The 26373-nt window shown below is 68.7% G+C and carries 23 protein-coding genes; 13 read left to right on the top strand and 10 right to left on the bottom strand.

Annotated features, from left to right (window positions below; all coding sequences use genetic code 11):
* The first annotated feature begins 11 nt into the window (after positions 1-11).
* The 5 genes from E4A53_RS11615 (at position 12) to E4A53_RS11595 (ending at position 7763) form a co-directional block, all read left to right on the top strand.
* Entirely contained in the window at positions 12-2420 is a 2409-nt protein-coding gene (locus E4A53_RS11615) for a ligase-associated DNA damage response DEXH box helicase (RefSeq protein ID WP_136163281.1), read from the top strand.
* A 55-nt stretch (positions 2421-2475) separates the two neighbouring features.
* A complete protein-coding gene (locus E4A53_RS11610; RefSeq protein ID WP_136163280.1) occupies positions 2476-3519 on the top strand; it encodes a retroviral-like aspartic protease family protein in 1044 nt (347 codons plus the stop codon).
* Positions 3520-3551: 32 nt separating this feature from the next.
* Complete coding sequence (locus tag E4A53_RS11605; RefSeq protein WP_239018279.1) at positions 3552-4766, top strand: dipeptidase; 1215 nt, start codon at positions 3552-3554, stop codon at positions 4764-4766.
* An 82-nt stretch (positions 4767-4848) separates the two neighbouring features.
* Positions 4849-5511: a ligase-associated DNA damage response endonuclease PdeM gene (gene pdeM / locus E4A53_RS11600; protein ID WP_136163279.1), complete on the top strand. Its 663-nt coding sequence runs from the start codon at positions 4849-4851 to the stop codon at positions 5509-5511.
* A 128-nt stretch (positions 5512-5639) separates the two neighbouring features.
* Positions 5640-7763, top strand: a complete 2124-nt coding sequence (locus tag E4A53_RS11595) for a TonB-dependent receptor (protein WP_168694374.1) — start codon at positions 5640-5642, stop codon at positions 7761-7763.
* A gap of 202 nt (positions 7764-7965) precedes the next feature.
* Here the strand turns inward: E4A53_RS11595 and E4A53_RS11590 are convergent, their stop codons facing one another.
* The 4 genes from E4A53_RS11590 to E4A53_RS11575 all read right to left on the bottom strand — a co-directional run bounded on the left by E4A53_RS11590 (position 7966) and on the right by E4A53_RS11575 (position 13209).
* Complete coding sequence (locus E4A53_RS11590; RefSeq protein WP_136163277.1) at positions 7966-9339, bottom strand: L-serine ammonia-lyase; 1374 nt, start codon at positions 9337-9339, stop codon at positions 7966-7968.
* Positions 9340-9383: 44 nt separating this feature from the next.
* Entirely contained in the window at positions 9384-11279 is a 1896-nt protein-coding gene (locus tag E4A53_RS11585; RefSeq protein WP_136163294.1) for a CocE/NonD family hydrolase, read from the bottom strand.
* Positions 11280-11375: 96 nt separating this feature from the next.
* Positions 11376-12554, bottom strand: coding sequence for a PrnB family protein (locus E4A53_RS11580; RefSeq protein ID WP_136163276.1), 1179 nt, complete (start codon positions 12552-12554; stop codon positions 11376-11378).
* Positions 12555-12603: 49 nt separating this feature from the next.
* The gene (locus E4A53_RS11575; protein WP_136163275.1) at positions 12604-13209 is read right to left on the bottom strand and encodes a TetR/AcrR family transcriptional regulator; all 606 of its coding nucleotides are present in this window, start codon (positions 13207-13209) and stop codon (positions 12604-12606) included.
* A gap of 101 nt (positions 13210-13310) precedes the next feature.
* Here E4A53_RS11575 and E4A53_RS11570 point away from each other — a divergent pair, with 101 nt between their 5' ends.
* Positions 13311-13703 (top strand): hypothetical protein, encoded by a 393-nt coding sequence (locus tag E4A53_RS11570; protein WP_136163274.1) that lies wholly within the window; start codon positions 13311-13313, stop codon positions 13701-13703.
* Positions 13704-13734: 31 nt separating this feature from the next.
* Complete coding sequence (locus E4A53_RS11565) at positions 13735-14577, top strand: HpcH/HpaI aldolase/citrate lyase family protein (RefSeq protein ID WP_136163273.1); 843 nt, start codon at positions 13735-13737, stop codon at positions 14575-14577.
* A 124-nt stretch (positions 14578-14701) separates the two neighbouring features.
* Here the strand turns inward: E4A53_RS11565 and E4A53_RS11560 are convergent, their stop codons facing one another.
* The gene (locus tag E4A53_RS11560) at positions 14702-15994 is read right to left on the bottom strand and encodes a homoserine dehydrogenase (protein ID WP_136163272.1); all 1293 of its coding nucleotides are present in this window, start codon (positions 15992-15994) and stop codon (positions 14702-14704) included.
* Positions 15995-16079: 85 nt separating this feature from the next.
* Positions 16080-17030 carry an isopenicillin N synthase family dioxygenase gene (locus tag E4A53_RS11555; protein ID WP_136163271.1) on the bottom strand — a complete coding sequence of 317 codons (951 nt, stop codon included), beginning with the start codon at positions 17028-17030 and terminating at the stop codon, positions 16080-16082.
* A 123-nt stretch (positions 17031-17153) separates the two neighbouring features.
* Here E4A53_RS11555 and E4A53_RS11550 point away from each other — a divergent pair, with 123 nt between their 5' ends.
* Together E4A53_RS11550 and E4A53_RS11545 are read left to right on the top strand one after the other, a co-directional pair.
* On the top strand, positions 17154-18086 hold the full coding sequence (locus E4A53_RS11550; RefSeq protein WP_136163270.1) for an ABC transporter ATP-binding protein: 933 nt from the start codon (positions 17154-17156) through the stop codon (positions 18084-18086).
* Positions 18083-18844, top strand: a complete 762-nt coding sequence (locus tag E4A53_RS11545) for an ABC transporter permease (RefSeq protein ID WP_136163269.1) — start codon at positions 18083-18085, stop codon at positions 18842-18844. The genes E4A53_RS11550 and E4A53_RS11545 overlap by 4 nt, the downstream gene beginning before the upstream one ends.
* 123 nt (positions 18845-18967) lie before the next feature.
* On the opposite strand, the gene fabI is transcribed toward E4A53_RS11545, so the two are convergent.
* From fabI to E4A53_RS11530, 3 genes are read right to left on the bottom strand one after another with little or no spacing between them, the layout of a single operon-like run.
* Positions 18968-19771, bottom strand: a complete 804-nt coding sequence (gene fabI, locus E4A53_RS11540) for an enoyl-ACP reductase FabI (protein ID WP_136163293.1) — start codon at positions 19769-19771, stop codon at positions 18968-18970.
* A 2-nt stretch (positions 19772-19773) separates the two neighbouring features.
* Complete coding sequence (locus E4A53_RS11535; protein WP_420822625.1) at positions 19774-20706, bottom strand: YihY/virulence factor BrkB family protein; 933 nt, start codon at positions 20704-20706, stop codon at positions 19774-19776.
* 4 nt (positions 20707-20710) lie between these two features.
* On the bottom strand, positions 20711-21625 hold the full coding sequence (locus E4A53_RS11530) for a DnaJ C-terminal domain-containing protein (RefSeq protein ID WP_136163267.1): 915 nt from the start codon (positions 21623-21625) through the stop codon (positions 20711-20713).
* 115 nt (positions 21626-21740) lie between these two features.
* On the opposite strand from E4A53_RS11530, the gene pdxH reads away from it, so the two are divergent.
* The 3 genes from pdxH to E4A53_RS11515 are packed head-to-tail and all read left to right on the top strand — an operon-like array spanning position 21741 to position 24051.
* Positions 21741-22319 carry a pyridoxamine 5'-phosphate oxidase gene (gene pdxH, locus E4A53_RS11525; RefSeq protein WP_136163266.1) on the top strand — a complete coding sequence of 193 codons (579 nt, stop codon included), beginning with the start codon at positions 21741-21743 and terminating at the stop codon, positions 22317-22319.
* Positions 22316-23242: a cation diffusion facilitator family transporter gene (locus E4A53_RS11520; protein ID WP_136163265.1), complete on the top strand. Its 927-nt coding sequence runs from the start codon at positions 22316-22318 to the stop codon at positions 23240-23242. Before pdxH ends, E4A53_RS11520 begins: the two co-directional genes overlap by 4 nt.
* Entirely contained in the window at positions 23239-24051 is an 813-nt protein-coding gene (locus tag E4A53_RS11515) for a PhzF family phenazine biosynthesis protein (RefSeq protein ID WP_136163264.1), read from the top strand. Before E4A53_RS11520 ends, E4A53_RS11515 begins: the two co-directional genes overlap by 4 nt.
* Here the strand turns inward: E4A53_RS11515 and E4A53_RS11510 are convergent.
* Entirely contained in the window at positions 24035-25342 is a 1308-nt protein-coding gene (locus tag E4A53_RS11510; RefSeq protein WP_136163263.1) for a DEAD/DEAH box helicase, read from the bottom strand. The two genes, E4A53_RS11515 and E4A53_RS11510, sit on opposite strands and share 17 nt — an antisense overlap.
* Positions 25343-25609: 267 nt before the next feature.
* Here E4A53_RS11510 and E4A53_RS11505 point away from each other — a divergent pair, with 267 nt between their 5' ends.
* Complete coding sequence (locus tag E4A53_RS11505; RefSeq protein WP_239018277.1) at positions 25610-26356, top strand: aspartyl/asparaginyl beta-hydroxylase domain-containing protein; 747 nt, start codon at positions 25610-25612, stop codon at positions 26354-26356.
* Positions 26357-26373 lie beyond the last annotated feature (17 nt).

Below are 26373 nucleotides of genomic sequence, written 5' to 3'. Positions count from 1 at the left end.
GAACCGCGCCGTTGACCGCCCTGCCGCCGCCGATCGCGGCCTGGTTCGCCGCGCGCGGATGGCAACCGCGCCGCCACCAGCTTGCCCTGTTGGACGCCGCCCGCGCCGGCCGCCACGCCCTGCTCGTCGCGCCGACCGGGGCCGGCAAGACCCTCGCCGGCTTCCTGCCCAGCCTGGTCGACCTGATCCAACATCCTACAGACCGGCTCCACACCCTCTACGTCTCGCCGCTGAAGGCGCTTGCCGTCGACGTCCAGCGTAACCTTCTCATCCCGATCGGTGAGATGGGCCTGACAATCCAGGTGGAAACCCGCAGCGGCGACACCCCGTCCGACCGCAAGGCCCGCCAGCGCGCCCGGCCGCCGCATATCCTGCTGACCACGCCCGAATCGCTCAGCCTGCTGCTCTCCTATCCCGACGCGGCAACCCTGTTCGCCGGGCTGCGCGCGGTGGTGGTCGACGAGGTCCACGCCTTCGCCACCCAGAAGCGCGGCGACCTGCTGTCGCTCGCCCTCGCCCGCCTCCAGCGGATCGCGCCCGGCCTGCGCCGCGTCGCGCTGTCGGCGACGGTGGCCGATCCGGACGGCTACCGCGCCTGGCTGGCGCCGTGGGGTGACATCGATTCGGTGGTGCTGGTCGAAGGCGACAAAGGCGCGGAACCGGACATCGCGATCCTGCTGCCGGAAGGGCGGGTGCCCTGGGCCGGCCACTCCGGCCGCTACGCCGCGGCCCAGGTGATGGCGGAGATCGAGACCCACCGGACAACACTGGTCTTCTGCAACACCCGCAGCCTGGCCGAACTGATCTTCCAGGACCTGTGGGCGACAAACGCGCAGAAGCTGCCGATCGGCATCCACCATGGCAGCCTGTCGCGAGAGGCGCGGCGCAAGGTCGAGGCGGCAATGGCCGCGGGGCAGTTGCGCGGGCTGGTCGCCACCGCCAGCCTCGACCTCGGCGTCGACTGGGGCGATGTCGACTGCGTCGTCCAGATGGGGGCGCCCAAGGGATCGTCGCGGCTGCTCCAGCGCATTGGCCGGGCCAACCACCGGCTCGACGAGCCGTCGGAGGCGGTGGTCGTCCCCGGTAACCGCTTCGAATATCTGGAGGCGCGCGCCGCGCTCGACGCGGTCGCGGCGGGGGAGCTGGATCAGGATCCGTTCCGTCCCGGCGGCCGCGACGTGCTGGCGCAGCATATCATGGCCTGCGCCTGCGCCGCGCCGTTCGCCGAAGCGGAGCTGCTCGACGAAATCCGTAGTGCGACGCCCTATTCGGCACTGGACGCCGACAGCTTCGAACAGGTGCTCGGCTTCATCGCGACCGGCGGCTATGCGCTGAAGGCCTATGACCGGTTCCGGCGGCTGACCCGCGGCGCCGACGGTCTGTGGCGGGTCAGCCACCCGAATTTCGTCAAGCAGCACCGGCTGAACGCCGGGGTGATCGTCGATTCGCCGATCCTGACCGTCCGGTTCGGCAACGGGCTGACGCTAGGCACGGTGGAGGAAGGCTTCGCCGCGACCCTGACGCCCGGCGACACGTTCTTCTTCGCCGGGCTGAGCCTGGAAGTGGTGCGGATGGACACGACCGATCTGGTGGTACGCGCCACCCGCCGGCCAGCGCGCATACCGACCTATGGCGGCGCGCGGATGCCGTTGTCGACCAATCTGGCACGGCGGGTGCGCGGCCTGTTGTTCGACCGCAGCCAGTGGCCGCGCTTCCCCGCCGACGTGCGCGAATGGCTGGAGGTGCAGGAGCAGCGGTCTCGCCTGCCCCGCCCCGGCGAATTGCTGGTCGAGACGTTCCCGCATCAGGCGCGGCAATTCATGGTCGTCTACAGCTTCGAGGGGTGGAACGCCCATCAGTCGCTGGGTTTCCTGCTGACCCGGCGGATGGAGGCTGCGGGGTTGAAGCCGACCGGCTTCGTCGCCAACGATTATGCGTTGGCGGTCTACGGGCTGGAACCGATCGCCGACCCGGCGGCGCTGTTCTCGCCCGACATACTGGATCATGAATTCGTCGAATGGGTGCAGCAATCGGCGCTGCTCAAGCGGGCGTTCCGCGAGGTGGCGGTGATCGGCGGGCTGGTCGAGCGCCAGTTTCCGGGCAAGCGCAAGACCGGCCGGCAGGTGACCTTCTCCACCGACCTGATCTACGACGTGCTGCGCCGCTATGAGCCGGACCACCTACTGCTCGGCGCGGCCTGGGACGACGCCCGCGCGCGGATGACCGATGTCGGCCGCCTCGGCGCGCTGATCGACCGCGCGGCAACGACGATGCTGCACGTGGCGCTGCCTCGCTTATCGCCGCTGGCGGTGCCGGTCCTGGTGCTGATCGGCCGCGAATCGGTCGTCGGCCGCAGCGCCGACCACGCACTGCTGATCGAGGCGGAGAGCCTGGCGGCAGAGGCGATGCGCCCCAGCTGAGACGGCTTGCCGCGCCGCTGCGGCTGGCGTATTTTCGGCGCCAAGGGAGAGGCCGATGTTTCACGCTTCCCGGTCCCTGTGCGTTGCCGTCGCTGCCGGGCTTTTCGGCGCCCCGCCGCTCGCCGCCAATACCCCGCCCGCCATGCTGCCCGGCGTCCCGCTTGTCGGCGCGCTGCCCGACGACCCCGCCGCCCAGGCCCTTGATTTCGGTACCGACGCCACGCAGCGGATGACGGTTCCGGTGACGATCGGCGGCACCGGGCCCTATGATTTCATCGTCGACACCGGCGCGGAGCGGACGGTGATCTCGTCCCAGCTCGCCCGCAAGCTGGGCCTGCGCGAAGGCGAGGCCGCCCGCCTGCACAGCATGACGGAAGTCGGCTCCGTCCGCACCGTCATCATTCCCAGCCTGGAGATGACACGCACTCGGGTGACCGACATCCAGGCGCCGGCGCTCGACGGCGTCCATCTCGGCGCGGTCGGCTTGCTCGGGCTGGACAGCCTGAAAGCGCAGCGCGTGGTCATCGACTTCAAGCGCGGGCAGATGACGGTCTCCCCCGCCGAGCGCCACCGCGCCCTCGCCAGCGAGCCGGATGTCATCGTCGTCAGCGGCAAGAGCCGCTACGGCCAACTGATCCTGGCCGACGCGCGGGTCGGGCCGACCCGCATCAGGGTGATCGTCGACACCGGCGCCCAGATCAGCGTCGCCAACATGGCGCTGCGCCGCAAGCTGGCGGGCACCCGGCGGGATACCGGCATGAACCCGGTGGAACTGCTGAGCGTCACCGGCGGCCGGCTGGATGCGGGCACGATGGTGATCAAGCAGATGAAGGTCGGCGACGTGACCTTCACCAACCTGCCGATCGCATTCGTCGACGCCCACCCGTTTCGCAAGTTCGGGCTGGCGAATACCCCGGCGCTGCTGCTCGGCATGGACGCGCTGCGGCTGTTCGATCGCGTGGCGGTGGACTTCACCAACCGCGAGGTCCGCTTCCTAATGCCGAGCGGGGCTGAGCGAAACGGCCGCGCCGCGCTCGCCACCAACACTGTCCATGGACGGGACAGTGCGCCGGGCGGTCTTGCGGGCGAATCGAAATAGGCTTTTAACCTCCCCGGGAAAGGGGGAGGGACATGGCCAGTCATCTATTTCGCTTCGCGCAGCATGGCGCGGCCGCCGCGATGCTGGTCGCGCTCGCCGCCTGCTCAGGCCCGTTGCGCCCTTCGCAAGGCTCGCCGGACAGCTTCCACAACCAACTGCTGGTGCTCGACAGTCATCTCGACACGCCGGTGCATTTCGGCCGGCCCGGCTGGAACATTGCCGACCGCCACGGCTTCGTCGACGACTTGAGCCAGGTCGATCTGCCGCGCATGGTCGACGGCGGGCTCGACGGCGGCTTCTTCGTCATCTTCACGCCGCAGGGCCCGCTGACGCCGGACGCCTATACCAAGGCCCATATGTTCGCACTGAGGCGGGCGGGCGAAATCCGGCAGGTCGTTCAGCGGCACCCCGGCGCGCTGGCGCTCGTCACCACGCCGGCAGAGGCCCGGCAAGCCGCCGCCGACGGGCGCCGGGTGGTGTTCCAGAGCATCGAGAACAGCTATCCGCTCGGCACCAGCACCGCCGCGCTCGAGGATTTCTACGATCGCGGCGTACGCATGGCCAGCCCGGTCCACTCACGCAACAATCAGTTCGCCGATTCTACCACCGACACCCCGCAATGGCACGGCCTCAGCCCGCTCGGCCGCGAATGGGTGGCGGAGATGAACCGTCTCGGCATGCTCATCGACGCAAGCCACGCGTCGGACGAGGCGTTCGACCAGATGCTGGCGCTGTCCCGCGCCCCGATCATCCTGTCGCATTCCGGACCAAGGGCGGTCTTCGACCATCCACGCAATATCGACGACGCCCGTCTCACCGCGCTCGCCGCCAAGGGCGGGGTCGTTCAGATCAACAGCGTCTTTCTGGCGCCGACCAACCAGTCGCCGGCCTGGCGGGCGCTGCTCGACGAACGCGACAAGCTGCACGAGATGACGCCGCAGGAGCAGAAGGCGCTGGCGCGCCGCACGGCGGCGGAGGAAAGCCGCGATCCCTACATCACCGCGACGTTCGAGCTGTTCATGGCCAGCCTGCTGCACACGCTGAAGCTGGTCGGGCCGGACCATGTCGGGATCGGCGCCGACTGGGACGGCGGCGGCGGCGTGCGCGGTATGGAGGATGTCGCCGCCCTGCCCCGGATCACCGACAGGCTGAAGGCGGCCGGCTATTCCGATGCGGACATCGCCAAGATCTGGTCGGGCAACCTGCTGCGCGTGGTGCAGGCGGCACAGGACGCGGCCGATCGCTGACCGCTTGCGGCGGCGCGGCGATCCGCATTAGTGTCTTGCCCGGCACCGACACGCTTCCCCGAATCTGACCTTGAGCTGCGGCATGATTCCTTTTTCATTCGCCGGCTATGCGATGGCGGCGCTGCCGCAGGGCGCGCTGTTCTGGCCGGCGCGCCGGGCGCTGCTGGTCGCGGACATGCATCTGGAGAAGGCAAGCTGGTTCGCCCGCTTCGGCCAGATGCTGCCGCCCTATGATTCGCTTGCGACGCTGACCGCGCTCGACGCGGCGGTGGAGGCGAGCGGCGCGCGGGAGATTTGGTGCCTGGGCGATAATTTCCACGACGTGGACGGATGCGCGCGATTGACACCGCCGGCGCGGAGGTTGCTGACTAGGTTAACAGGGCAAACTCACTTCGTGTGGGTGACAGGCAACCACGACCCGGTGTTGGAGAATCATTACGGAGGCGTAGTGATGCGCGAGGCGGTGGTCGATGGTCTCGTCCTCCGCCACGAAGCGGACCCGGCGGAACGGCGCCCGGAATTGTCCGGCCATTTCCACCCCCGTCTGCGGGTCAGCCGGCGCGGCCGGGCGATCGCGCGGCGGTGCTTCGTCGCCACCGAACGCAAGCTGATCCTCCCCGCCTTCGGCGCATTGACCGGCGGACTGGACGCCGCGCACCCGGAAATCGCCCGCGCGGTTGGGGCCCCGGCCGAGGCGCTGGTCGCGCTGGACGACCGGCTGCTGCGCTTTCCACTCGCCGCATAAATACCCGACATTAACCAAAAATCCACCACGCCCAGCCCAGGAAAACCGACGGCAAGGCGGGATCCCGCCATGGTTGACGGGAAGTTTCAATGGTTTGCGTTTCAAGTTATTGGAAGACTGGGATTTGTTTGCTGGCACTGCTCCCCATGCCGGCGTTGGCGCAGGATGAGAGCGAGATCGTCGTCACCGCCCAGAAGCGGGCCGAACGCGCGATCGACGTACCCGGCGCACTGACCGCGATCGACGGCGACCGGCTGGCCGCGCTCGGCGTTGCCGGCACGCAGGACCTGGCGGCGCTCGCGCCGGGGCTGACCCTGGCCGGCACCAACCGCGCGGCATCGACGCTGATTCTGCGCGGCATCACCACATCGTCGATGGCGGCGAGCGCCAGCGTCGGCGTGGTCGTCGACGGCATACCGGCCGGGTCCAGTTCCAGCTTCGCGCTGGGCGGCGCGGTACCGCTCGACATCAACCCGTTCGACCTGGAACGGGTCGAGGTACTGCGCGGCCCGCAGGGCACGCTTTACGGGGCGAGCACGCTCGGCGGCCTGCTGTCCTACGTGACGAAGGCGCCCAGCCTGACCGCGACCGACGGCGCCGTCGGCCTGTCGACCCAGGTCGCCGAGGGCGGCGGCTGGGGCTTTGCCGCACGCGCGGCGGTTTCGACGCCGCTCGCGCCGGACGTCGCCGGCATCCGCCTGTCCGGCTTCTACGACCGGTTGCCCGGCTACCTCGACAATTCGGTGCTGGGCGCGAAGAACGTCAACCGCAACAACAGCTATGGCGGCCGCGCGGCGCTGCGCCTGAAGCCCGCCGAGACGCTGTCGGTAACGCTGGCGGCGCAGGCGCAGGTGCTCAACCGCCGGTCCAACGACGCGGTCCCCTATGATTTCGCCACCGACCGCCCGGTCGCCGGCGAGCGCGACCAGGCGCTGCCCAATTTCGAGCCTTACCACCAGAGGTTCCGCCTGTTCTCCGCGCATGTCGACTGGGATCTGGGCGGCGTGACGCTGACCGCGCAGAGCAGTTGGCAGCGGATCCGTTCGGCCAACAACTACGACTATTCGCTGACTCCGCTCGGCATGGGCGTCATCGGCCTTGGCGGCGGCGCAATCGCCGGCGCCCGGCTGCCGTTTTCCGCGACCACCCATAAATTCGTCCAGGAAGTCCGCCTGTCGTCGTCGGAAGGCGGGCCGCTGCGCTGGCTGATCGGCGCGTTCCATACCGACGAGGACAGCTTCCTCGACCAGCGGGTGATCGGCTACGGCGCCGACCTGAAGCCGGCGCTCGACGCGCTGGTGTTCGCGGTGCCGACCAGCCTGCGCGAGGACGCGCTGTTCGCCAACCTGTCCTATGCATTGAACGACCGGCTGACGATCGGCGGCGGCCTGCGCTACAGCGACAGCCACCAGCGCTTCGCCGAGACGGTGTCCGGCCCGATGGCGCCAGTGCTCGGCATCGAAGGCGCATTCCCCGCCGTTCGATCGTCCGAGGACGTGCTGACCTATTCCGCGTCGATCCAGTACCGGGTCGGCGACGCTGCCAACCTCTACGCGCGGGCGGCGAGCGGCTATCGGCCGGGCGGCCCCAACCTGGTGCTGCCAGGCATCGCGCCCCGCTTCAAGGCGGACCGGCTCGACAATTACGAAGTCGGCTACAAGGCCCGCTTCGCCGACGGGATGGGCAGCATCGACATCGCCGCATTCTACATAGATTATCGGGATATCCAGCTGACCGGATCGCTGGGCGGGCTGCTGTATTTCACCAACGGCAAGAGCGCGACCAGCAAGGGTATCGAGGCATCGGCGAGCTTTGCCCCGACGCCCGGCCTGTCGCTGGCGGTGAACGCCGCCTACGCGGACGCGGCCCTGGACGCCGCGGTGCCGGAGCTGGAGGCGCGCAAGGGCGAGCGGCTGCCGGCAACGCCGCGCTTCGCGGGGTCGGTCAACGCCGATTACCGCTGGGCGGCGGGCGACGGGGTCGAGGCGTTCGGGCGGGCCGCCCTGCGCTATATCGGCCGGCGGCCGGTGTCGTTCGATGCGAGCACGACCAGCCCGCAGTTCATGATGAAGGCGGCGGCGCTGGTCGACCTGCGCGCCGGCATCGAGCAGGGCGGCTACGAGATCGCTCTACAGGTGACCAACCTGTTCGACGCGCAGGCGCAGCTATACGGGACGACAACCTACGGCCATGCCAATATCAGCATCGCCCAGCCGCGCAGCTATGGCCTGTCGGTGACGAAGCGGTTCTGAGCGAGGGGGTTAGAGTCTGTCCGCTTGAAGCGGAATCGGCTCCACCCTCCAGCACCTTTCCAACGATGCTGCGCATCGCCGGAACCTTGGGCGCTTCCGCCCGCCCCCCCACCCGGCCTCCCACATAATACTGCCGTTGGGGGGCCGGGTGGGGGAGCGGGCTGGAGCCGCCTAAAACGAACAGACTCTAACCCCCTTGCGTTCAGCATTCGACGACGTTCACCGCCAGCCCGCCGAGCGAGGTTTCCTTGTAGCGTTCGTTCATGTCGGCGCCGGTGCGGCGCATCGTCTCGATCACCTGATCGAGGCTGACGCGGTGGGTGCCGTCGCCGAGCAGCGCCAGCCGTGCCGCCTCGATCGCCTTGATCGCGCCTACGGCGTTGCGTTCGATGCACGGCACCTGCACCAGCCCGCCGACCGGATCGCAGGTCAGGCCGAGATTGTGCTCCATGCCGATTTCGGCGGCATTCTCGATCTGGGCGTTGTTGCCGCCGAGCACCGCCGCCAGCCCTGCCGCCGCCATCGAGCAGGCGACGCCGACCTCACCCTGACAGCCGACCTCGGCGCCGGAGATCGAGGCGTTTTCCTTGAACAGCGCACCGATCGCCGCGGCGGTCAGCAGGAAACGGACGGTGCCGTCCGCATCCGCGCCGGGGACGAAGCGTTCGTAATAGCGCAGCACCGCCGGGACGATACCGGCGGCGCCGTTGGTCGGCGCGGTGACCACCCGGCCGCCGGCGGCGTTCTCCTCGTTGACCGCCAGCGCCCACAGGTTGACCCAGTCGACGACGGCCAGCGGGTCGGACAGGGCGCGCTCCTGCCGGGCAAGCAGCTTGGCGTGGATTTCCGGCGCGCGGCGCCGCACCTTCAACCCGCCGGGCAGGATGCCGCCGCTGCCGATGCCCCGGTCGATGCAGGCCGCCATCGTCGCGGCGATCGTCGCCAGCCGGGCGCGCACCTCCGCTTCCGGCAGCGCAGCGGTTTCGTTGGCCAGCGCCAGCGCGGCGATGGTCAGTCCGGCGGCGTCGGCGCGGGCGAGCAGTTCCGCGCCCGAATGATAGGGATGGGGCACGTCCCATAACAGCGTCGGCGCCGCATTCGTCTTGATCTCCGCCTCGTCGACCACGGCGCCCCCGCCGACCGAGTAGGATACGGATTCCGCCAGCATCGCGCCGGCGACGTCGAACGCGGCGAAGCGCATGCCATTTGAATGGAAGGACAGGCGCTCTCGCTGGTTGAAGCGGACGTCGGCCGCCTCGTCGAAGCTGACCGGGTGCAGTCCGGCGACATCCAGCCGCCCGGTCTGCCGGATCGCCACGACGATCCGCTCCGCCTCATCCGGGTCCAGGCTGCCGGGATGCCGGCCGGACAGGCCGAGCAGCACCGCCCGGTCGGTGGCGTGGCCCTTGCCGGTCAGCGCCAGCGATCCGTACAGGTCGGCGGTGACCCGCGCGACCGCCGGCAGCAGCGGCCCCAGCCCCTCCACGAAGCGGGCGGCGGCGGTCATCGGCCCCATCGTGTGCGAACTGGAGGGGCCGATGCCGATCTTGAACAGGTCGAACACGCTGTGGGGCATGACGCCTATCTAGGACCGTATCGGCCCGGGGGGAATGGCCGCGCCTATTCGACCACCGGCAACCACACCGCGCTGGCTGCGGCACCCGACCGTTCGATCGTATGCGTCGCCTTCTTGTAGTCTTCCGGCTTCGCCAGGAAGATGTTCTGCACATAGGTCTGCGGGTTGCGGTCGTAGAGCGGGAACTGCGTCGACTGGATCTGCACCATGATCCGGTGGCCGGGCTTGAACACATGGTTGGTGACCGGCAGGCGGAAGCGATAGCGCTGGACCTTGCCCGCCGGGATCGGCGTCGGCTTCTCGAAGCTGTCGCGATAGCGGCCGCGGAAGATGTCCTGGCTGATCGCCAACTGGTATCCGCCCATCGCCGGGTTGGAAGCCACCTCGTCCGGGTGGACGTCGATCAGCTTGACCACCCAGTCGGCATCGGTGCCGGTGGTGCGGGCATAGATGTCGGCATAGGGCACGCCGGACAGGCGCACCGGACTGGTCAGCACCTCACTGGTATAGGTCAGCACGTCCGGCCGCCCGTCGACCGCGCGCTGGTCGGACACCAGCCAGGTCTGCCAGCGGTCGCGCTGGCCGAAGCTGATCGGCCGGGTCAGATACGGCACCGGCTTGGCCGGGTCGGACACATAGCTGTCGGCGCCGGTATCGGACGGCTTCGCAAAACCGAGGCCGAAGCCGGGCTGCAGGTAGAGCGGCTTCAACGGCGACGGGCAGCCCGATTCGCAGGCAAGCGGCCAGGTATTGTAGCGATCCCAACGGTTCTCGCCGGTGTTGTAGAGGAAGGCGCGCGGCGGGGTGAAGGCTGGGCCGTCCTTCAGATAATGATTGAAGAAGGGCAGCAGCACGTCCCGGCGCCACTGCAGCGCGGTGTCGCCATCCCACTTTAACGGCCCAAGGCTGGACCCGTCGTAATTGGCCTGGCTGTGCCGCCACGGCCCCATCACCAGGAAGTTGTTGGCGCCGTGCCCGGCCTTGGTCAGCGCCTCCCAACTGGCGATCGCGCCATACATGTCCTCCTGGTCCCACAGGCCCTGTTCCCACATCGTCGGGACCTTGGACGGGTTGGCGACAAGCAGCTTGTCGAGCGCCTGGCCCTGCCAGTAGCCATCATAGGCCGGATGCTCGACCATGCGCCGCCATGCGGGCAGTTGGTCGAAACCCGAAACCTTCGCCCAATCGCCGGCCGAACCGAAGCGCAGGAAGGTTTCATACTGGTCGTAGATGCCGAGTGCCGGGCCCTTGCCGGCGCCCTTGAAGCCGGTCTGCGACTGCATCCAGCCGATGTTGACCTGGCGGAAGGCGCCGTGGTGGAACCAGTCGTCGCCCATCCAGCCGTCGACCATCGGGCTTTCCGGCGCCGCGACCTTCAGCGCGGGGTGCGGATCGAGCAGCGCCATGACCACGGTCAGCCCTTCGTAGGACGAGCCGACCATGCCGACCCGGCCGTTCGATTCGGATACGTTCTTGACCAGCCAGTCGACCGTATCCCACGCATCAGTGACATGATCGGTCGCCGTCTCGTTCAGCGGGCCGCGGACCGGACGGGTCAACTTGTAGTCGCCTTCCGACCCGTATTTGCCGCGCACGTCCTGGAACACGCGGATATAGCCGTCCTTGACGAACACCTCGTCCCCTTCGGGCAGGATCGACAGCATGTTGGGGCTGTCCATCCGGGTGGTGCGCCCGGCGGCGTTGTAGGGGGTGCGGGTCAAAAGGATCGGCGCGTTCTTCGCGCCCTTGGGGATGACGATGACGGTGTAGAGCTTCACCCCGTCGCGCATCGGCACCATCTCGACACGCTTGACATAGTCGTTGCGCTCGGACGGCGGCGTGAAACGGGCGGGAATGTCGTTGGCCGGCTCGGCCTGGGCGGCCACGGCCGGAGCGGCGGCGGCGAACAGCAGGGACAGGGCAGCGGTCGCCCGCAACATTCCACGAAAATGCACGTCGGTTTCCTCCAGTATAGCCGGCTTCAGCGGCCAGTGGCAGGCTTTTTCCAAGAACTCAACCGGCGCTATGGCCGGAGTTCAGCCCCGCTCGACCGCGTGGCGCAGTGCAGCAAAATCGGCATGGCGGGTGGGCAGGTCCTGCCGCGGCGCCGCGCAGCGATAGTCGCGCAGCACCTCCAGCGAACGCAGCAGCACGGCAAGCGGCGGGCCGCTGGCGGTGATGCCTTCCAGCCGCTCCTCCGGCAAGCTGGCGGCGGGCTGGTCGATGAAGCGGGCGACGAGCTGGTCGTGATGCTGCACGGCGCTGCGCGCAAACACGGCGCACACGTCGAGGAACGCCGCGGCATTCGCCCGGAACCAGCCGCTGTCGCGATGCTCCGCCATCGCCGCCAGCAGCTCGTCGAGCAGGCTGCGCCGCATCATGCAGTCGCGCAGCCGCGCCTGATCGCCCGGCAGCATGAACAGCATCTTGTCCATCAGCAACTGCGCGTAATAGGGGTCGTTGGCCCGGCAGACGCCGAGCAGCAGGTCGACCTCGTTGATCCCCGAGAAATCGCCGGCATTGGCGCCGCGCCAGACCTGCCGGCCAACCCGGTAGGGTTTGTAGTACGGCCGGACGCAATAGAAGAACCGGCCGACGTCGAGCCGGGCGAACAGCCGTTCGTTGACCGCGACCAGATCCTCCAGCGCGGCAGCGGCGTCGCGCAGCAGCGATTCGGCGAGCGGGCTGGACACGCCGAGCGGGACGATCCGGCTGAGCGCGTCCGCCGCGCGCTGGATGCACAGGATGCCGCGCGTATTTTCGTCGATGAACAGGAACTCGTCGGCGAGCGACGTGAAGCTCTTGCGGATGCCGTCGACCGCCAGGTTGTGCGTGGCGAGATGGGCGGTGGCGAAACGCGGCGCCATGCCGACCGACGCGCCGACGTGCAGGGCCAGCGACGACGCCTCGACGAACGGGGATTTTTCCTCCCGGTCCGGGTTGGTCAGCTCGTGCCGGCGCAGGGCGCCCATGTAGAGGCCGACATTGCCGAGCACGTTGAACGCGCTGTCGAAGCCCTCGCCGGTATTCCCTTCCGCCAGCAGGGCGACGACGTGGGCGTGGCCTTCATCCCGCAGCCGCGCCTTCAGATCGTCGCCGACGCCGATGACCTGCGACGGGTCGGGCCGGGCGAAATACAGATCCTCAAGCTCGGTGTTGATGGCGACGAACGTCGATCGAATCCAGCCATCGAAGGCTTCGGCAAGGCGGCTCATGGCATCCGCCTATATCGACCGGCACCGGCCGCTCAATGGCCAATCCGTATCAGGCGGCGGCGCGGTGCGCGTCGATCAGCAGTTCAGCATTGCGTTCGAGGATCGCCGGCAGTTCGCTGCAGCCGCAGCCGCAATAAAGCGAGAAGGCGCCCTCGATCAGCATCAGCAGGCCGTCGGCCAGCACTTCCGGCCGAGCGACCGGGATGGCGGCCGCCACCTCGGCCAGACGACCGCGAATCTCCGCCTTGCAGGCGGCGGCGACGACGCGGCCGGGGTGATCCGCCTCGGCGAATTCGGCGGCGATATTCGCCATCGGGCAGCCGCGGAAATCGCTGTCGGCCATCTTCGCCGCCTTGTAGCGAACGACGGCGAGAAGCTGGGCGCGCGGATCGGTGCCGGCGGCGCGGATCGCCTGCTCGACCGCGGCGCGGTTGCTGTCGCCGGCCGCCTGCAGGCAGGCCGCGACCAGCGCATCCTTCGACGCGAAGGCCCGGTAGAGGCTCGGCTTGGTGACCCCGGCGCGGGACACGATCTCGTCGACGCCGACCGCGCGGATGCCCTTTTCGTAGAACAGGCTCTGCGCCGCTTCGAAGACCCGTTCGGCCGCCTTCTTGTGCGGGGCCGATTCAGCCGCCTCAACCGTGTCGTTGGTCATGCGCAAAAAATCTCCGTTCCCCCGGTTGACGACTATGTAACTGAACGGTACGTATCAATCAAGAACGTACCGTTCAGTTACATTCCATCCGGGGATTCGTCATGGCCTTTCGCAATTTCCAGGCATGGCCCGAAGTCGAGGCGCTGGCGCTTTACGGCGCCGCCCACGCCGACAGCGCGCCGCTGTTCACCGCGCTCGAATATCGCGTCATCGGCCTGGGCGCGCGGGTCGACGTGCGCCGGGAACTGCGCCGCGAATCGCGACTCGGCCGGTGGCTCAACCGGCTGTTCGGCATCGCGCTGGCGTCACCGCTGGCCGACGGGCGGCTGGAGGCGCTGCGCCGCTTCGCGTCGATCGTCGGGCACAGCCCGCGCGGCGCGACCTGCGACGAAACCAAGGAATTTCTGGCAGCAGGCTACAGCCGGCGGCAAGCCGCCTGGTTGATACACATGCCCCTGCGCACGCGCACGCCCCTGCGCGCAGCGCTGGCTTGACCTGCTGACCGGAAAGCTGCGACGGGGGTTCATGCCCCCCCGCCCCCGTCGCAGCGCCCTATATCTTCCCGCCTCCAACGCCAGGGCGATCGCCAAGGCGCAGACCCTGGATGCCGACATGGTCATCCTCGACCTGGAGGATGCGGTGGCGCCCGAAGCCAAGGCCGATGCGCGCGCGGCGGCCGCGGCGGCGGTGCGCGAAGGCGGCTTCGGCCGGCGCGAACTGATCGTGCGGATCAACGCGCTGACCACCGAATGGGGTATCGCCGACCTGCGCGCGATCGCCGCGGCAGAGCCGGACGGCATTCTGGTCCCCAAGGTCGATTCGCCGCACGCGCTGGCCGACGTCCGCTCGCTGATGGGCACGGCGACGCCGCTCTGGGCGATGGTCGAGACCTGCGCCTGCCTGCCGGTGCTCCACGCGATCGCCGGCGTGACCGGCCTTGGCGGGCTGGTGATGGGCACCAACGATCTGGCGCTGGAGATGCGGGCGCGGCTGCTGCCCGGCCGCGCGCCGTTCCTGCCGGTGCTGACAGCGGCGGTCGCCGCCGCCCGCGCGCATGGCGCGGCGGTGCTCGACGGGGTCTGCAACGATTTCACCGACCTCGACCGCTTCCGGGCCGAATGCGAACAGGGTCGCGATTTCGGCTTCGACGGCAAGACGGTGATCCACCCCGCGCAGATCGCGCCGTGCAACGCGGTGTTCGGCCCGTCGACGGAAGAACTGGCCTGGGCGGACGCGGTGATCGCCGCCTTCGACCAGCCCGAAAACGCCGACAAGGGCGCGGTCAGGGTCGACGGCCGGATGGTCGAGCGCCTGCATCTGGAGGAGGCGCTGCGCCTGCGCGCGCTTGCCGGGGTTACCGCGGCGTAGGTTCGCGCGGCACCGGCCCTCTCCCCCACCCGGCCTCCCAACGACAGTATCCTGAAATGGGAGGCCGGGTGGGGGAGAGGGCCGGTGCCGTTTCCAGATTCAGCAACGCTGGATCACGCCCCGACTATTCCTCCAGAATGTGCATCAGCATCGGCGCGCCGGTCAGGCTGGGCGAATCGCTCAGCCGGGCGAGCGCCTCCGCCACCGCGCGTTCCGGGCCGGCATGGGTGACGATGGCGACGATCGCGCTGCCGTCCGGCCGCTTGCCGCGCTGGATCAGGCTTTCGATCGAGACATTGGCGTCGCGGGTCGCCGCCGCGATCTCGGCCAGCACGCCAGGGCGATCCTGAACGATGAAGCGCAGATAGGCCTTGCCGACACGGCCGCCGGCGTCGGCAGCGGGCTGTTCCGACAGCGCCGCGACCGGCATCGCGAAGGCGGGGCCGTATTCGCCGCGCGCGATGTCGATCAGGTCGGCGACGACGGCGCTGGCGGTCGGCCCGTCGCCGGCGCCGCGCCCCTGGAACAGCAGGCGGCCGACGAAATTCCCTTCCGCCACCACCGCGTTCAGCGAGCCGGACACATGGGCGAGCGGATGGTCGACCGGCACCAGATAGGGGTGGATGCGCTGGAACAGCCCCTGCTCCGTCGCCTCGCCGATGCCGACCAGCCGGATGCGGTAGCCGAGCGCCGCCGCCTCTGCGATGTCGGCGGCAATGACGTGGCGGATGCCGGTGATCGCCACGCCGCCGAACGCCAGCCGCGAGCCGAATGCCAGGCTGGCCAGGATCGACAGCTTGTGCGCCGCGTCGACCCCGTCGATGTCGAAGCTGGGATCGGCCTCCGCATAGCCGAGCGCCTGCGCCTCGGCGAGCACCTCGGCGAAATCGCGGCCTTCGCGCTCCATCGTCGTCAGGATGTAGTTGCAGGTGCCGTTGAGGATCCCGTAGATGCGGCTGAGCTGGTTCGCCGCCGCGCCCTCGCGCAGCCCCTTGATGACCGGGATGCCGCCGGCGACCGCCGCCTCATATTTGAACGCGACGCCGCCCGCCTCCGCCGCGCCGGCCAGTTCCAGGCCGTGATGGGCGATCATCGCCTTGTTGGCGGTGACGAAGGAGCGGCCGGCGGCGAGGCTGCGGCGGGCAAGGGTCAACGCCGGGCCGTCGGCCCCGCCGACCAGCTCGACCACCGTGTCGACGCCGTCGTGATCGGCGAGCGCGGCGGTGTCATCGACCCAGGCGAAGCGCGACACGTCGACGCCGCGGTCCTTCGACCGGTCGCGCGCGGAAACCGCGACGACCTCGATCGGCCGGCCAGCCCGCCGCGCGATCAGATCGCGATTCTCGTCGAGCACGCGAATCACCCCGCCCCCGACGGTGCCAAGCCCGGCCAGCGCGATCCTAAGCGGTTCCGCCATCGTCATCCTCGTCATTGCAGCCAAACGCCGCCCCTCCCTGCCCCGGCTCGGCCGGAAAAGGAACGGCTTTCACCCGAACGGGTGCTTATTTCAGCAGCCCGATCTCGCGCAGGCGCCGGGTCAAATACTGGTCGGCGGTGATCGGATCGGGATAGCGATCCGGGTTTCGCGGGGTGATGCACTGGGGCAGCGTGCGGATTTCAAAGTCAGACGCCAGATGCAGGAAATAGGGCATCGAATACCGCGAGATCCTGCGTCGTTCCGGTGGCGGGTTGACCACCCGGTGGGTGGTCGACGGCAGGACGTGGTTGGTCAGCCGCTGCAGCATGTCGCCGACATTGACGACCAGTGCCCCGTCCGGCGGCGCGACCGGCAGCCAGCGGCCGTCGCGGTCGAGCAGTTGCAGGCCGGCCTCCTCCGCGCCGAGCAGCAGGGTGATCAGGTTGATGTCCTCATGCGCGCCGGCGCGGACGCCGGGGGCATCGGCCGGGACCGGCGGATAATGGAGCAGGCGCAGCACGCTGTTGCCGTTTTCGGTCGGGCCGACGAACCAGTCGGGCGCGAGGCCGAGGTGGCAGGCGATGGCGGAGAGCAGACGCAGCCCGACCCGGTCGAGCGCGTCGAACAGGGCGAGGAAGGTCGGCTTGAAATCCGGCAGTTCGGCCGGCCACAGATTGTCGGCCATATGGTCGCGGTAGCGGTGGCCGGCGGGCAGTTCGCGCCCGACATGCCAGAATTCCTTCAGGTCGTGCTGCTTCGCATCCTTGGCGATCTCGATCCCGAACGGGGTGTAGCCGCGCGCGCCGGCCTTGCCGGGCAGGTGGTACGCGGCCTTTCGCCCGGCCGGCAGGGCGAAGAAGGCACGGGTTTCCGCCCAGGCACGCTCGATCAGCGCGGGATCGATACCATGGTCCGCGACGACGGCGAAGCCGAAGCGTTCGAAGCTGGTGCCGAGCGCATGGGCGAAACCGGCAGGATCGCGCGCCTCGTCGGCAAGGGAAAGCGGCGGAACGGACGACAGGGAAACACCGGACATGCCCGCGGTTTACGGCTATTCCCCGCCCGGCGCCAGCGGCCAGACGCCGCTGGCCATTCGGGCTTGGGCACCGCGCCCGAAGTGTTTAAAGCGGTGCCCCGGCCGCGTCGCATGGAGCCCCGCTTGTCCCCCGTCATCACCGTTTCCGGGGTCTCCAAGACCTACAAATCCGGGCATACGGCGCTGCACAGCGTCGACCTGGAGATCGCGCGCGGCGAGATCTTCGCGCTGCTCGGGCCGAACGGCGCGGGCAAGACGACGCTGATCAGCATCATCTGCGGCATCGTCAACCCGACGACCGGCACCGTCATCGCCGACGGCCATGACGTGGTGCGCGACGCGAAGGCGGCGCGGCGCAAGATCGGGCTGGTGCCGCAGGAATTGTCGACCGATTCGTTCGAGACGGTCTATGCTACCGTCCGGTTCAGCCGCGGCCTGTTCGGCCGGCCGCCCAACCCGGCGCATATCGAAAAGGTGCTGCGCGACCTGTCGCTGTGGGACAAGCGCGACAGCAAGATCATGACCCTGTCCGGCGGGATGAAGCGGCGGGTGCTGATCGCCAAGGCGCTGGCGCACGAGCCGGACATCCTGTTCCTCGACGAACCGACCGCCGGCGTCGACGTCACCCTGCGCCGCGACATGTGGGATCTGGTCAGCGGCCTCAGGGCCAATGGCGTCACCATCATCCTTACCACCCACTATATCGAGGAAGCGGAGGAGATGGCCGACCGCGTCGGGGTAATCGACAAGGGCCGGCTGATCCTTGTCGAGGACAAGGCGGCGCTGATGGCCAAGCTCGGCAAGCGGCGGCTGGTGCTGACCCTGCAAGAACCGATGACGACGGTGCCGGCGGCGCTTGGCGAATGGGACCTGACGCTGGAGGATGGCGGCCACCAGCTCGTCCTGACCTTCGACACCAAGGCCGACCATACCGGCATCCCGTCGCTGCTGCGGCGGATGGGCGATCTGGACATACCAGTCACCGACATGGACATGACACGCAGCACGCTGGAAGACATCTTCGTCGGGCTGGTCAGCCAGGGAGAGGCGGCATGAACGGCCATGGCATCCTGGCGATCTACCGTTTCGAAATGGCGCGGGCGCTGCGGACCCTGTGGCAGAGCCTGGTCGCGCCGGTTCTGACCACCTCGCTCTATTTCATCGTGTTCGGCGGAGCGATCGGCTCGCGGATGCAGCAGGTCGGCGGCGTCGACTATGGCGCGTTCATCGTCCCCGGCCTGATCATGCTGACCCTGCTCACCCAGAGCATTTCCAACGCGTCGATCGGCATCTATTTCCCGAAATTCACCGGCACGATCTACGAACTGCTGTCGGCGCCGGTTTCGGCGTGGGAGATCGTCGTCGGCTATGTCGGCGCGGCGGCGACCAAGTCGGTCGTGCTCGGCCTGATCATCCTGGCGACCGCCGCCTGTTTCATGCCGATCCACATCGCCCACCCCGGCGCGATGGTCGCCTTCCTGCTGCTGACCGCGATCACCTTCAGCCTGTTCGGCTTCATCCTCGGCGTCTGGGCCGACGGGTTCGAGAAGCTGAGCTTCGTGCCGATGCTGGTGGTGACGCCGCTGACCTTCCTCGGCGGCGCCTTCTATTCGATCGACATGCTGCCGCCGTTCTGGCGCAGCGTCAGCCTATTCAACCCGGTGGTCTATCTGATCAGCGGCTTTCGCTGGAGCTTCTATGGCCAGGGCGACGTGGCGGTCGGCATCAGCCTGGCGCTGACGCTGGTGTTCATGCTCGGCTGCCTGGCGGCGATCGTCTGGATCTTCCGCACCGGATACCGGCTGAAGGCGTAGCGTTTGTATGCGTTAGGCGGAATCGGCGCCGGCCCGCTCCCCCACCCGGCCTCCCATTTCAGGATACTGTCGTTGGGAGGCCGGGTGGGGGAGCGGGCCGGCGCAGCTCAAACGGAGCAAACCCTAAACCAGCGCGATATCCGGTGCATCCTCCGCCTTCATGCCGATGACGTTGTAGCCGGCGTCGACATGGTGGATCTCGCCGGTGACGCCCGACGACAGGTCGCTCAGCATGTACAGGCCGGCGCCGCCGACATCCTCGATCGTCACGTTGCGGCGCAGCGGCGCGTTCAGCTGGTTCCATTTCAGGATATAGTTGAAATCGCCGATGCCGCGCGCCGCCAGCGTCTGGATCGGACCGGCGGAGATGGCGTTGATCCGGATGTTGTCGGCGCCCAGATCGACCGCCAGATATTTGACGCTGGTTTCCAGCGCCGCCTTGGCCACGCCCATGACGTTGTAATGCGGCACCACCTTCTCCGCGCCGTAATAGGTCAGCGTCAGGATCGCACCGCCGTTCGGCATCATCGCCCGCGCCCGCTGCGTCACCGCGACCAGGCTGTAGGCGGAGATGTTCATCGTCATCAGGAAATTGTCGAGCGTCGTGTCGTAATAGCGCCCGCGCAACTGGTTCTTGTCGGAAAAGCCGATGGCGTGGACGACGAAGTCGATCGTCGGCCAGCGCGCGGCGAGCGTTGCGAAGGCGGTATCGAGCGCGGCCATTTCCGCCACGTCGCATTCGATCAGGAAGTCGGAGCTAAGCGATTCCGCCAGCGGGCGCACCCGCTTCTCGGTCGCCTCCCCCTGGTAGGCGAAGGCAAGCTCGGCACCCGCCTCGCTCAATTTCTTGGCGATGCCCCAGGCCAGCGACCGGTCATTGGCCAAGCCCATGATCAGGCCGCGTTTTCCCTTCATCAGGCCATTCACACTCATTCCCTTTCAGCGTGCATTTCGCTTTCCCGGCTCTTTAGCCTTGGTTCATCGCCCTCCGCCAGCGCCGCGTTCAATTCCGCGCCGACGACGACGCCCAGGCCGATGACGAAGAAGAACAGCAGCGACACGATCACCCCGGCCAGGCTGCCGTAGGTGCGGTTGTAGGACCCCAGCATGCCGAGGACGACCGGCAGCAATTCCGTCGTCGCCTGCCACCACAGCGTGACCAGCAAAGCGCCCGGCCATTTCGGGCAGCCGCGGGCGCGGCGGTAGCGCGACGGCGTCAGGCTGTAGAAGATGATGTAGAGCGCGACGAACAGCACCGCCGGCGGCACCAACCGCGACAGGCTGATCAGCTGCGCGGTTCCGCTGGCGATCGGCACCAGCCGGTAAACGAATTGCTCGACCCCGATCAGCAGCACCTGCGCGGCGAAGGCGATCAGCGCCAGCAGCACCGAGCCGATGATGATCCCCATCGAGATCAGCCGGTATTCGTAGAACGGCCGATTGTATTTGACGCCGTAGGCGCGGCGCAGGATGTCGCGGATCGTCTCGATGAAGCTGGCGGTGCTCCACAGCCCGACCAGCGCGCCCAGCCACAGCAGCATGCCGGATCGCGCGGCGAGCACGTCGGCGATCGGCTGGCGCAGAACATCCGCCACGCTGGGCGGCACCGTGCGCAGGAACAGCACGATCGCCGCCTGCCCGTCCGCCGTCTGCCCGAACAACTGGGCAAGCGCGGCGAGCAGGATGAAGAACGGAAACAGGGTGAGGAGTGACAGGTAGGCGAGGTTGCCGGCGTGCGGAAAGCCTTCGTTGAACGTGCCGGCAGCGACGCGCTTCACCACCGCCCAAATGCGGCGGCGCGACGGACGGCGGCCGGCGCGGCGGCGCGCTTCGGGCGAAAGCGGGGACGTGTCGCCGGACAAGCGCCTAGACGCCGAGCGCGGCGCGCGGGTTGCCGAGATCCCGATCCTTCAGCTTTTCCGCCACTGCGCGCATGTCCGGATCGTCCTTCGGCACGTCGACCAGCAAGGTAACCAACTGGCTGCCCCGCCCGTTCCGCCCGTGGAAACCCTTGTCCTTCAGCCGCAGCACCCGGCCGGACGTGGAACCGGCGGGGATGGTAAGGGTGACCGGCCCGTCGACCGTCGGCACGCGGACCCGGCCGCCGAGCACCGCTTCCGGCACGGTGATCGGCAGGTCGAGGCGGACATCGTCGCCGTCGCGGGTGAAGAAACGGTGCGGCACGACCTCGATCGTCACGATCGCATCGCCTGCACCGCCCGGCCCCGGCTCGCCCTTGCCGGCCAGCCGCATCTGGGTGCCGTTCTCCAGCCCGGCGGGCAGTTTCAGGTCGATCGTCTTGCCGTCGCCGAGCGTGATGCGCTGGTCGCGCCGCGCCGCCGCGTCCTCGAACGGCACGCGCAGCCGATAGGCGACATTGGCGCCCTTTGGCGGCGGCGCCTGGCGCCGGCCGAAACCGCCGGTGAAGCCGCCGCCCCGCCCGCCACCGAAAATCCCCTCGAATATATCGCCGAAATCGCTGGCGGCGAAGCCCTGGTCCTGATTGGGGCGAAAGCCGCCGGCACCGGGGCCGCGCGCGCCGAAGCCGGCATAGGTCGGGTTGCCGTCGCCGTCGATCTCGCCACGGTCGAAGCGGGCGCGCTTGTCCTTGTCGTTCAACAGATCATAGGCGGTCGTCACCTGCGAGAAGCGTTCCGACGCCTTCGGATTGTCCTTGTTCCGGTCGGGGTGCAATTCCTTGGCGAGCTTGCGATACGCCTTCTTGATATCGGCCTCGCTGGCGGTGCGCGCGACGCCCAGTGTTGCGTAAGGATCTGCCATGGCTCTCGCTATGTACGTGGTTTCTGTTGCTCGTCCACTAATTGGGAGCGGCGCCGCGCGATTCCAACGCCCGGCCGGGGGTGACAGCTTTGCGGGGGGCGCCTAAACCCCGTCCATGTCAGAGAATCCCTTCGCCCTGTTCGATGACTGGCTGGCCGCCGCCCAGGCGAACGAGCCGAACGACCCCAACGCGATGGCCCTCGCCACCGCCGATGCCGAAGGCCGCCCGTCGGTGCGGATGGTGCTGCTGAAGGGGCATGGGCCGGAAGGCTTCGTCTTCTACACCAACCAGCACAGCCGCAAGGCCGGCGACCTCGCCGACAACCCCAATGCGGCGCTGCTGTTCCACTGGAAATCGCTGCGCCGGCAGGTCCGTATCGAAGGGTCGGTGACGCCGGTCGACGCAGCGCTGGCCGATGCCTATTTCGCCACCCGCCACCGCGACTCGCGGCTGGGCGCATGGGCATCCGACCAGTCGCGGCCGCTGCCATCGCGCGCCGAGTTCGAACTGCGTTACGAAGCGGTCCGCGCCCGTTACGAGGGGCAGGAGGTGCCGCGCCCGCCGCACTGGTCCGGCTATCGCGTCACCCCCAGCCGTATCGAGTTCTGGGAGGACCGCCCCTACCGCCTCCATCACCGCCGCCTGTTCACCCGCGACGGCGACGGCTGGAGGGAGGGCCTGCTCTACCCGTGAGCGGCCATCGGCCCCTGCCCGGCCTGACCACCCGTGCGGCGCTGGCCAGCGTCGCCACCGCATTGTTCCTGCTGGCGCTGAAAGGCTATGCGACCTGGGCGACGGGATCGATGGCGATGCTCGGCTCGCTGGCCGACACCGGATTGGACCTCGTCGCCTCGCTCGTCACACTCTATGCCGTCCGCCACGCGGCACAGCCCGCCGATGCCGAGCACCGCTTCGGCCATGGCAAGGCGGAGGCGCTGGCCGCGCTGTTCCAGGTAATGCTGATCAGCGCGTCGGCGATCGCGATCCTGACCGGCGCCGTCGGCCGCCTCGCCAGCGGCGCGACGACCAGTGCCGCTGGCGAGGGTATCGCCGTGTCGGTGGCGGCGATCGGCGCGACATTGCTGCTGACCGCCTACCAGCGCCGGGTGATCGCCCGCACCGGATCGATGGCGATCGGCGCCGACCGGCTGCATTACCAGTCCGACCTGATGCTGAACCTGGCGGTGATCGCCGCGCTGGTCCTCGACCAATATGCCGGGCTGTCAGGTGCCGACCCGCTGTTCGGCATCGCCATCGCGCTGTGGCTGGCCTATGGCGCCTGGCGCTCTGCGACGGCGGCGATCGACGAGCTGATGGACAAGGAATGGCCGGAGGACAAACGCCGGCGCGTCGCGACGATCGTCAACGCCCAGCCGACGTTGAAGGGGATGCACGACCTGCGCACCCGTCGGTCCGGTACCCACGACTTCATCCAGTTCCACGTCTGGGTCGACCCGGCGATGACGGTGGCCGCCGCCCACCGGGCGGTCGAGGCGGCGGAAGCGGCGCTGGCGGCGGAATTCCCCGGCGTCGAAGTATTGATCCATGTCGATCCGGAAGGCCAGATCGATACCGCGGACAGCGCGCTCGAAGCGCTGCGGGAGACGCCGGAATGACGCTGGACCTGCCCTTCACCCAGGTCGACGCTTTCGCCGACCGCCCGTTCGCCGGCAACCCGGCGGCGGTGCTGCCGCTCGATACCTGGCTACCGGATGCGACGCTGCAGGCGATCGCGGCCGAGAATAATGTGTCGGAAACCGCCTTCACCGTGCCCGCCGACGGCGATGCGGATGCGGATTACGCCTTGCGCTGGTTCACCCCGACGACGGAGGTCGCGCTGTGCGGCCACGCGACGCTGGCCGCCGGCCATGTCCTGATCGGCGAGCGCGACCGGGTGCGTTTCCGCACGCGCGAGGCGGGCCTGCTGACCGTCGGCCGCGCGGACGCCGGCTATGCGCTGACCCTCCCCGCCTGGGCACCGGCGCCGAAGCCGCTGCCGCGCGTGCTCGCCGCGCTCGGCGTGACCGGCGAGACGCTGTGGCACCCCGGTGGCTATGCGGTGGTCGTGCTCGAGACGGCGGCGGCGGTGAAGGCGGTCGCGCCCGATTTCGCCGCGCTGGCCCGCGAAGGCGACCTGCTGACCATCTGCACCGCGCCGGGCGAAGACACCGCCATCGTCAGCCGCGCCTTCGCCCCCGGCGCCGGGATCGACGAGGATCCGGTGACCGGCTCGGCCCATGCGGTGATCGTGCCGTGGTGGGCGAAGCGGCTCGGCCGGACCCGCTTCACCGCCTTTCAGGCCAGCCGGCGCGGCGGCCGTCTCGACTGCGCGCTCGACGGCGATAAAGTGGTCCTCGGCGGCCGCTGCGTCACCGTGATCGAGGGTCGCTTCCGCTTAGGGGAAGAGGTCAGCGGGTGCGGGTGACGGCGCCCTTGTGCGCGCCGACGCCGTTGCGCGAGCGGTTCGGGCGGAACGGGCGCTTCGGGCGGTCTGCGGCGGCGGGCGCGGCGCGGCTGTCCTTGAAGCGGCGCTGGGCGGTCGGCGGCGCCTGAGTGGGCTTGGGCAGCGCCGCCTTGCGCCGGTTGAAATCCTCCGGCAGCGGCATCGGCTCCAGGCGGACGCGGGTCAGCCGCTCGATCCCGCGCAGATAGGCGCGCTCCTCCTCATCGACGAAGCTGATCGCGATGCCGGTCGCTCCGGCGCGCGCGGTGCGGCCGATGCGGTGGACATATTGTTCCGCCACGTTCGGCAGCTCGAAATTGAACACATGGCTGACGCCGGACACGTCAATGCCGCGCGCGGCGATGTCGGTCGCGACGAGGATACGGATGCGGCCGTCGCGGAACGCCTGCAACGCGGTGGTCCGTTGCGGCTGGCTCTTGTTGCCGTGGATCGCCGCGCAGCCGATGCCGGCGGCGAGCAGATGCTTCACCACCCGGTCGGCGCCGTGCTTGGTGCGGGTGAAGACCAGCGCGCGGTCGATCTCCGTCTCCGCCAGCGTCATCGTCAGCAGCGCCTGCTTCTCCGTCTTGCCGACGAAGGTGACGAACTGGTCGACCCGCTCGGCGGTGGTCGCGGCCGGCGTGACCGACACCTTGACCGGATCGGTCAGGAAACGGTCGCCCAGCTCGGCGATCGCCTTCGGCATCGTCGCGGAGAAGAACATGGTATGGCGCTGGCGCGGCAGCAGCTTGTCGACCCGCTTCAGGGCGTGAATGAAGCCGAGGTCGAGCATCTGATCGGCCTCGTCGAGAACGAAGATCTCGACGTCGCGGAGGGTCAGCGCGCGCTGGTCGATCAGGTCGAGCAGCCGGCCCGGCGTGGCGACGAGGATGTCGACGCCGGCGCGCAGCTTGTTGATCTGGCGCCCGATCGGCACGCCGCCGAACACGGTTTCGACCGACAGGCGCAGGAAGCGGCTGTATTCGCGAAAGGAGACGGCGATCTGCGCCGCCAGCTCGCGCGTCGGCGACAGCACCAGCATGCGGCAGCCCTGGATCGGCGTCGGCTTCGGGTGGCGAACGAAATGGTCGAGGGCGGGCAGGGCGAACGCCGCCGTCTTGCCGGTGCCGGTCTGGGCGATGCCGCACAGGTCGCGGCCGGCGAGCACGGGCGGGATCGCCTGCGCCTGGATCGGCGTCGGCGTGTCATAGCCCTTGGCGGTCAGCGCCTTCAGGATCGGCTCGGCAAGGCCGAGCTGCGAAAAACTGGTCATGGAAAACTTTCAGTACGGCAACGCACGGCGCGCATGGCGCGGCCGCTAATGCCAGGGGTCCTTGACGACCCGCGTGATAGGGAAGCCTTGTGCGTCGGCGCATAAGGGGGGCGGCCGGGCCCGTTTCCGGGCTGTTCACGCTGCCGCCGCCGCGGGTTTGCCCCGTGCGCGGCACGCCCTATCGCGGCAAACAGTGGCGAAAGCAAGGCCGGGCAACCATCCGCCCCGCCGCGAGTTTGTTGCGGCAATGCTGTGACCGTTATGGATATGAGTACCAATCCGCGTCGTCCGTGGCTGTACCGGGCCGTCAAGAAGGCCCGCCCGTCACTGGACCGGCTGATCGCGCGCTATTCGGAAATCCCCGACACGCCGGTGTTGAACCCTGCCGATTTCCCGTTCACCCGCATGCTGCGCGAAAGCTGGCTGATGATCCGCCACGAGGCGGAAACGGTGCTGGCCAACCCGGACGGCATTCCGCCACTCGCCGCGATTTCGCCGGATCATCGGCGGATCGCGCCGATCGCCGAATGGCAGAGCTTCTTCCTCCACGGCTACGGCACGCCGATCGCCGAGAATCTGGCGCGCTGCCCAAAGACGGCGCGGCTAATCGGCGCCATACCCGACCTTAATTCCGCTTTCTTCTCGGTGTTGAGGCCGGGCGCGCATATCCCGCCCCATCGCGGGGTGACCAAGGGGCTGGTGACGACGCATCTGGGCCTGGTCGTCCCCGCCGGCGCCGGCTGCCGCATGCGGATCGGCAGCGAAATCGTCCGCTGGGGCCATGGCGAGACGCTGACCTTCGACGACACGTTCGAGCACGAGGTGTGGAACGACACGCCGGAAACCCGCGTCGTGCTGCTGATCCAGACCCGGCGGCGGTTGCGCTTCCCCGGCACGGTCGTCGCCGACGCGCTGCTCTGGGGCATACGCCGCAGCCCGTTCGTGCGCGAAGGCGTCGCCAACCTGTCGGCATGGAACGCCGCGCACCGGACAGGCGACCGGACGCGAGGCTGAATACCCGCCGCCGCGCT

Origin of the sequence: Sphingomonas flavalba (assembly GCF_004796535.1) — a bacterium.
In the GTDB taxonomy this organism is placed as follows: domain Bacteria; phylum Pseudomonadota; class Alphaproteobacteria; order Sphingomonadales; family Sphingomonadaceae; genus Sphingomonas_L; species Sphingomonas_L flavalba.
This window is presented reverse-complemented; position numbering and strand designations above follow the sequence as displayed.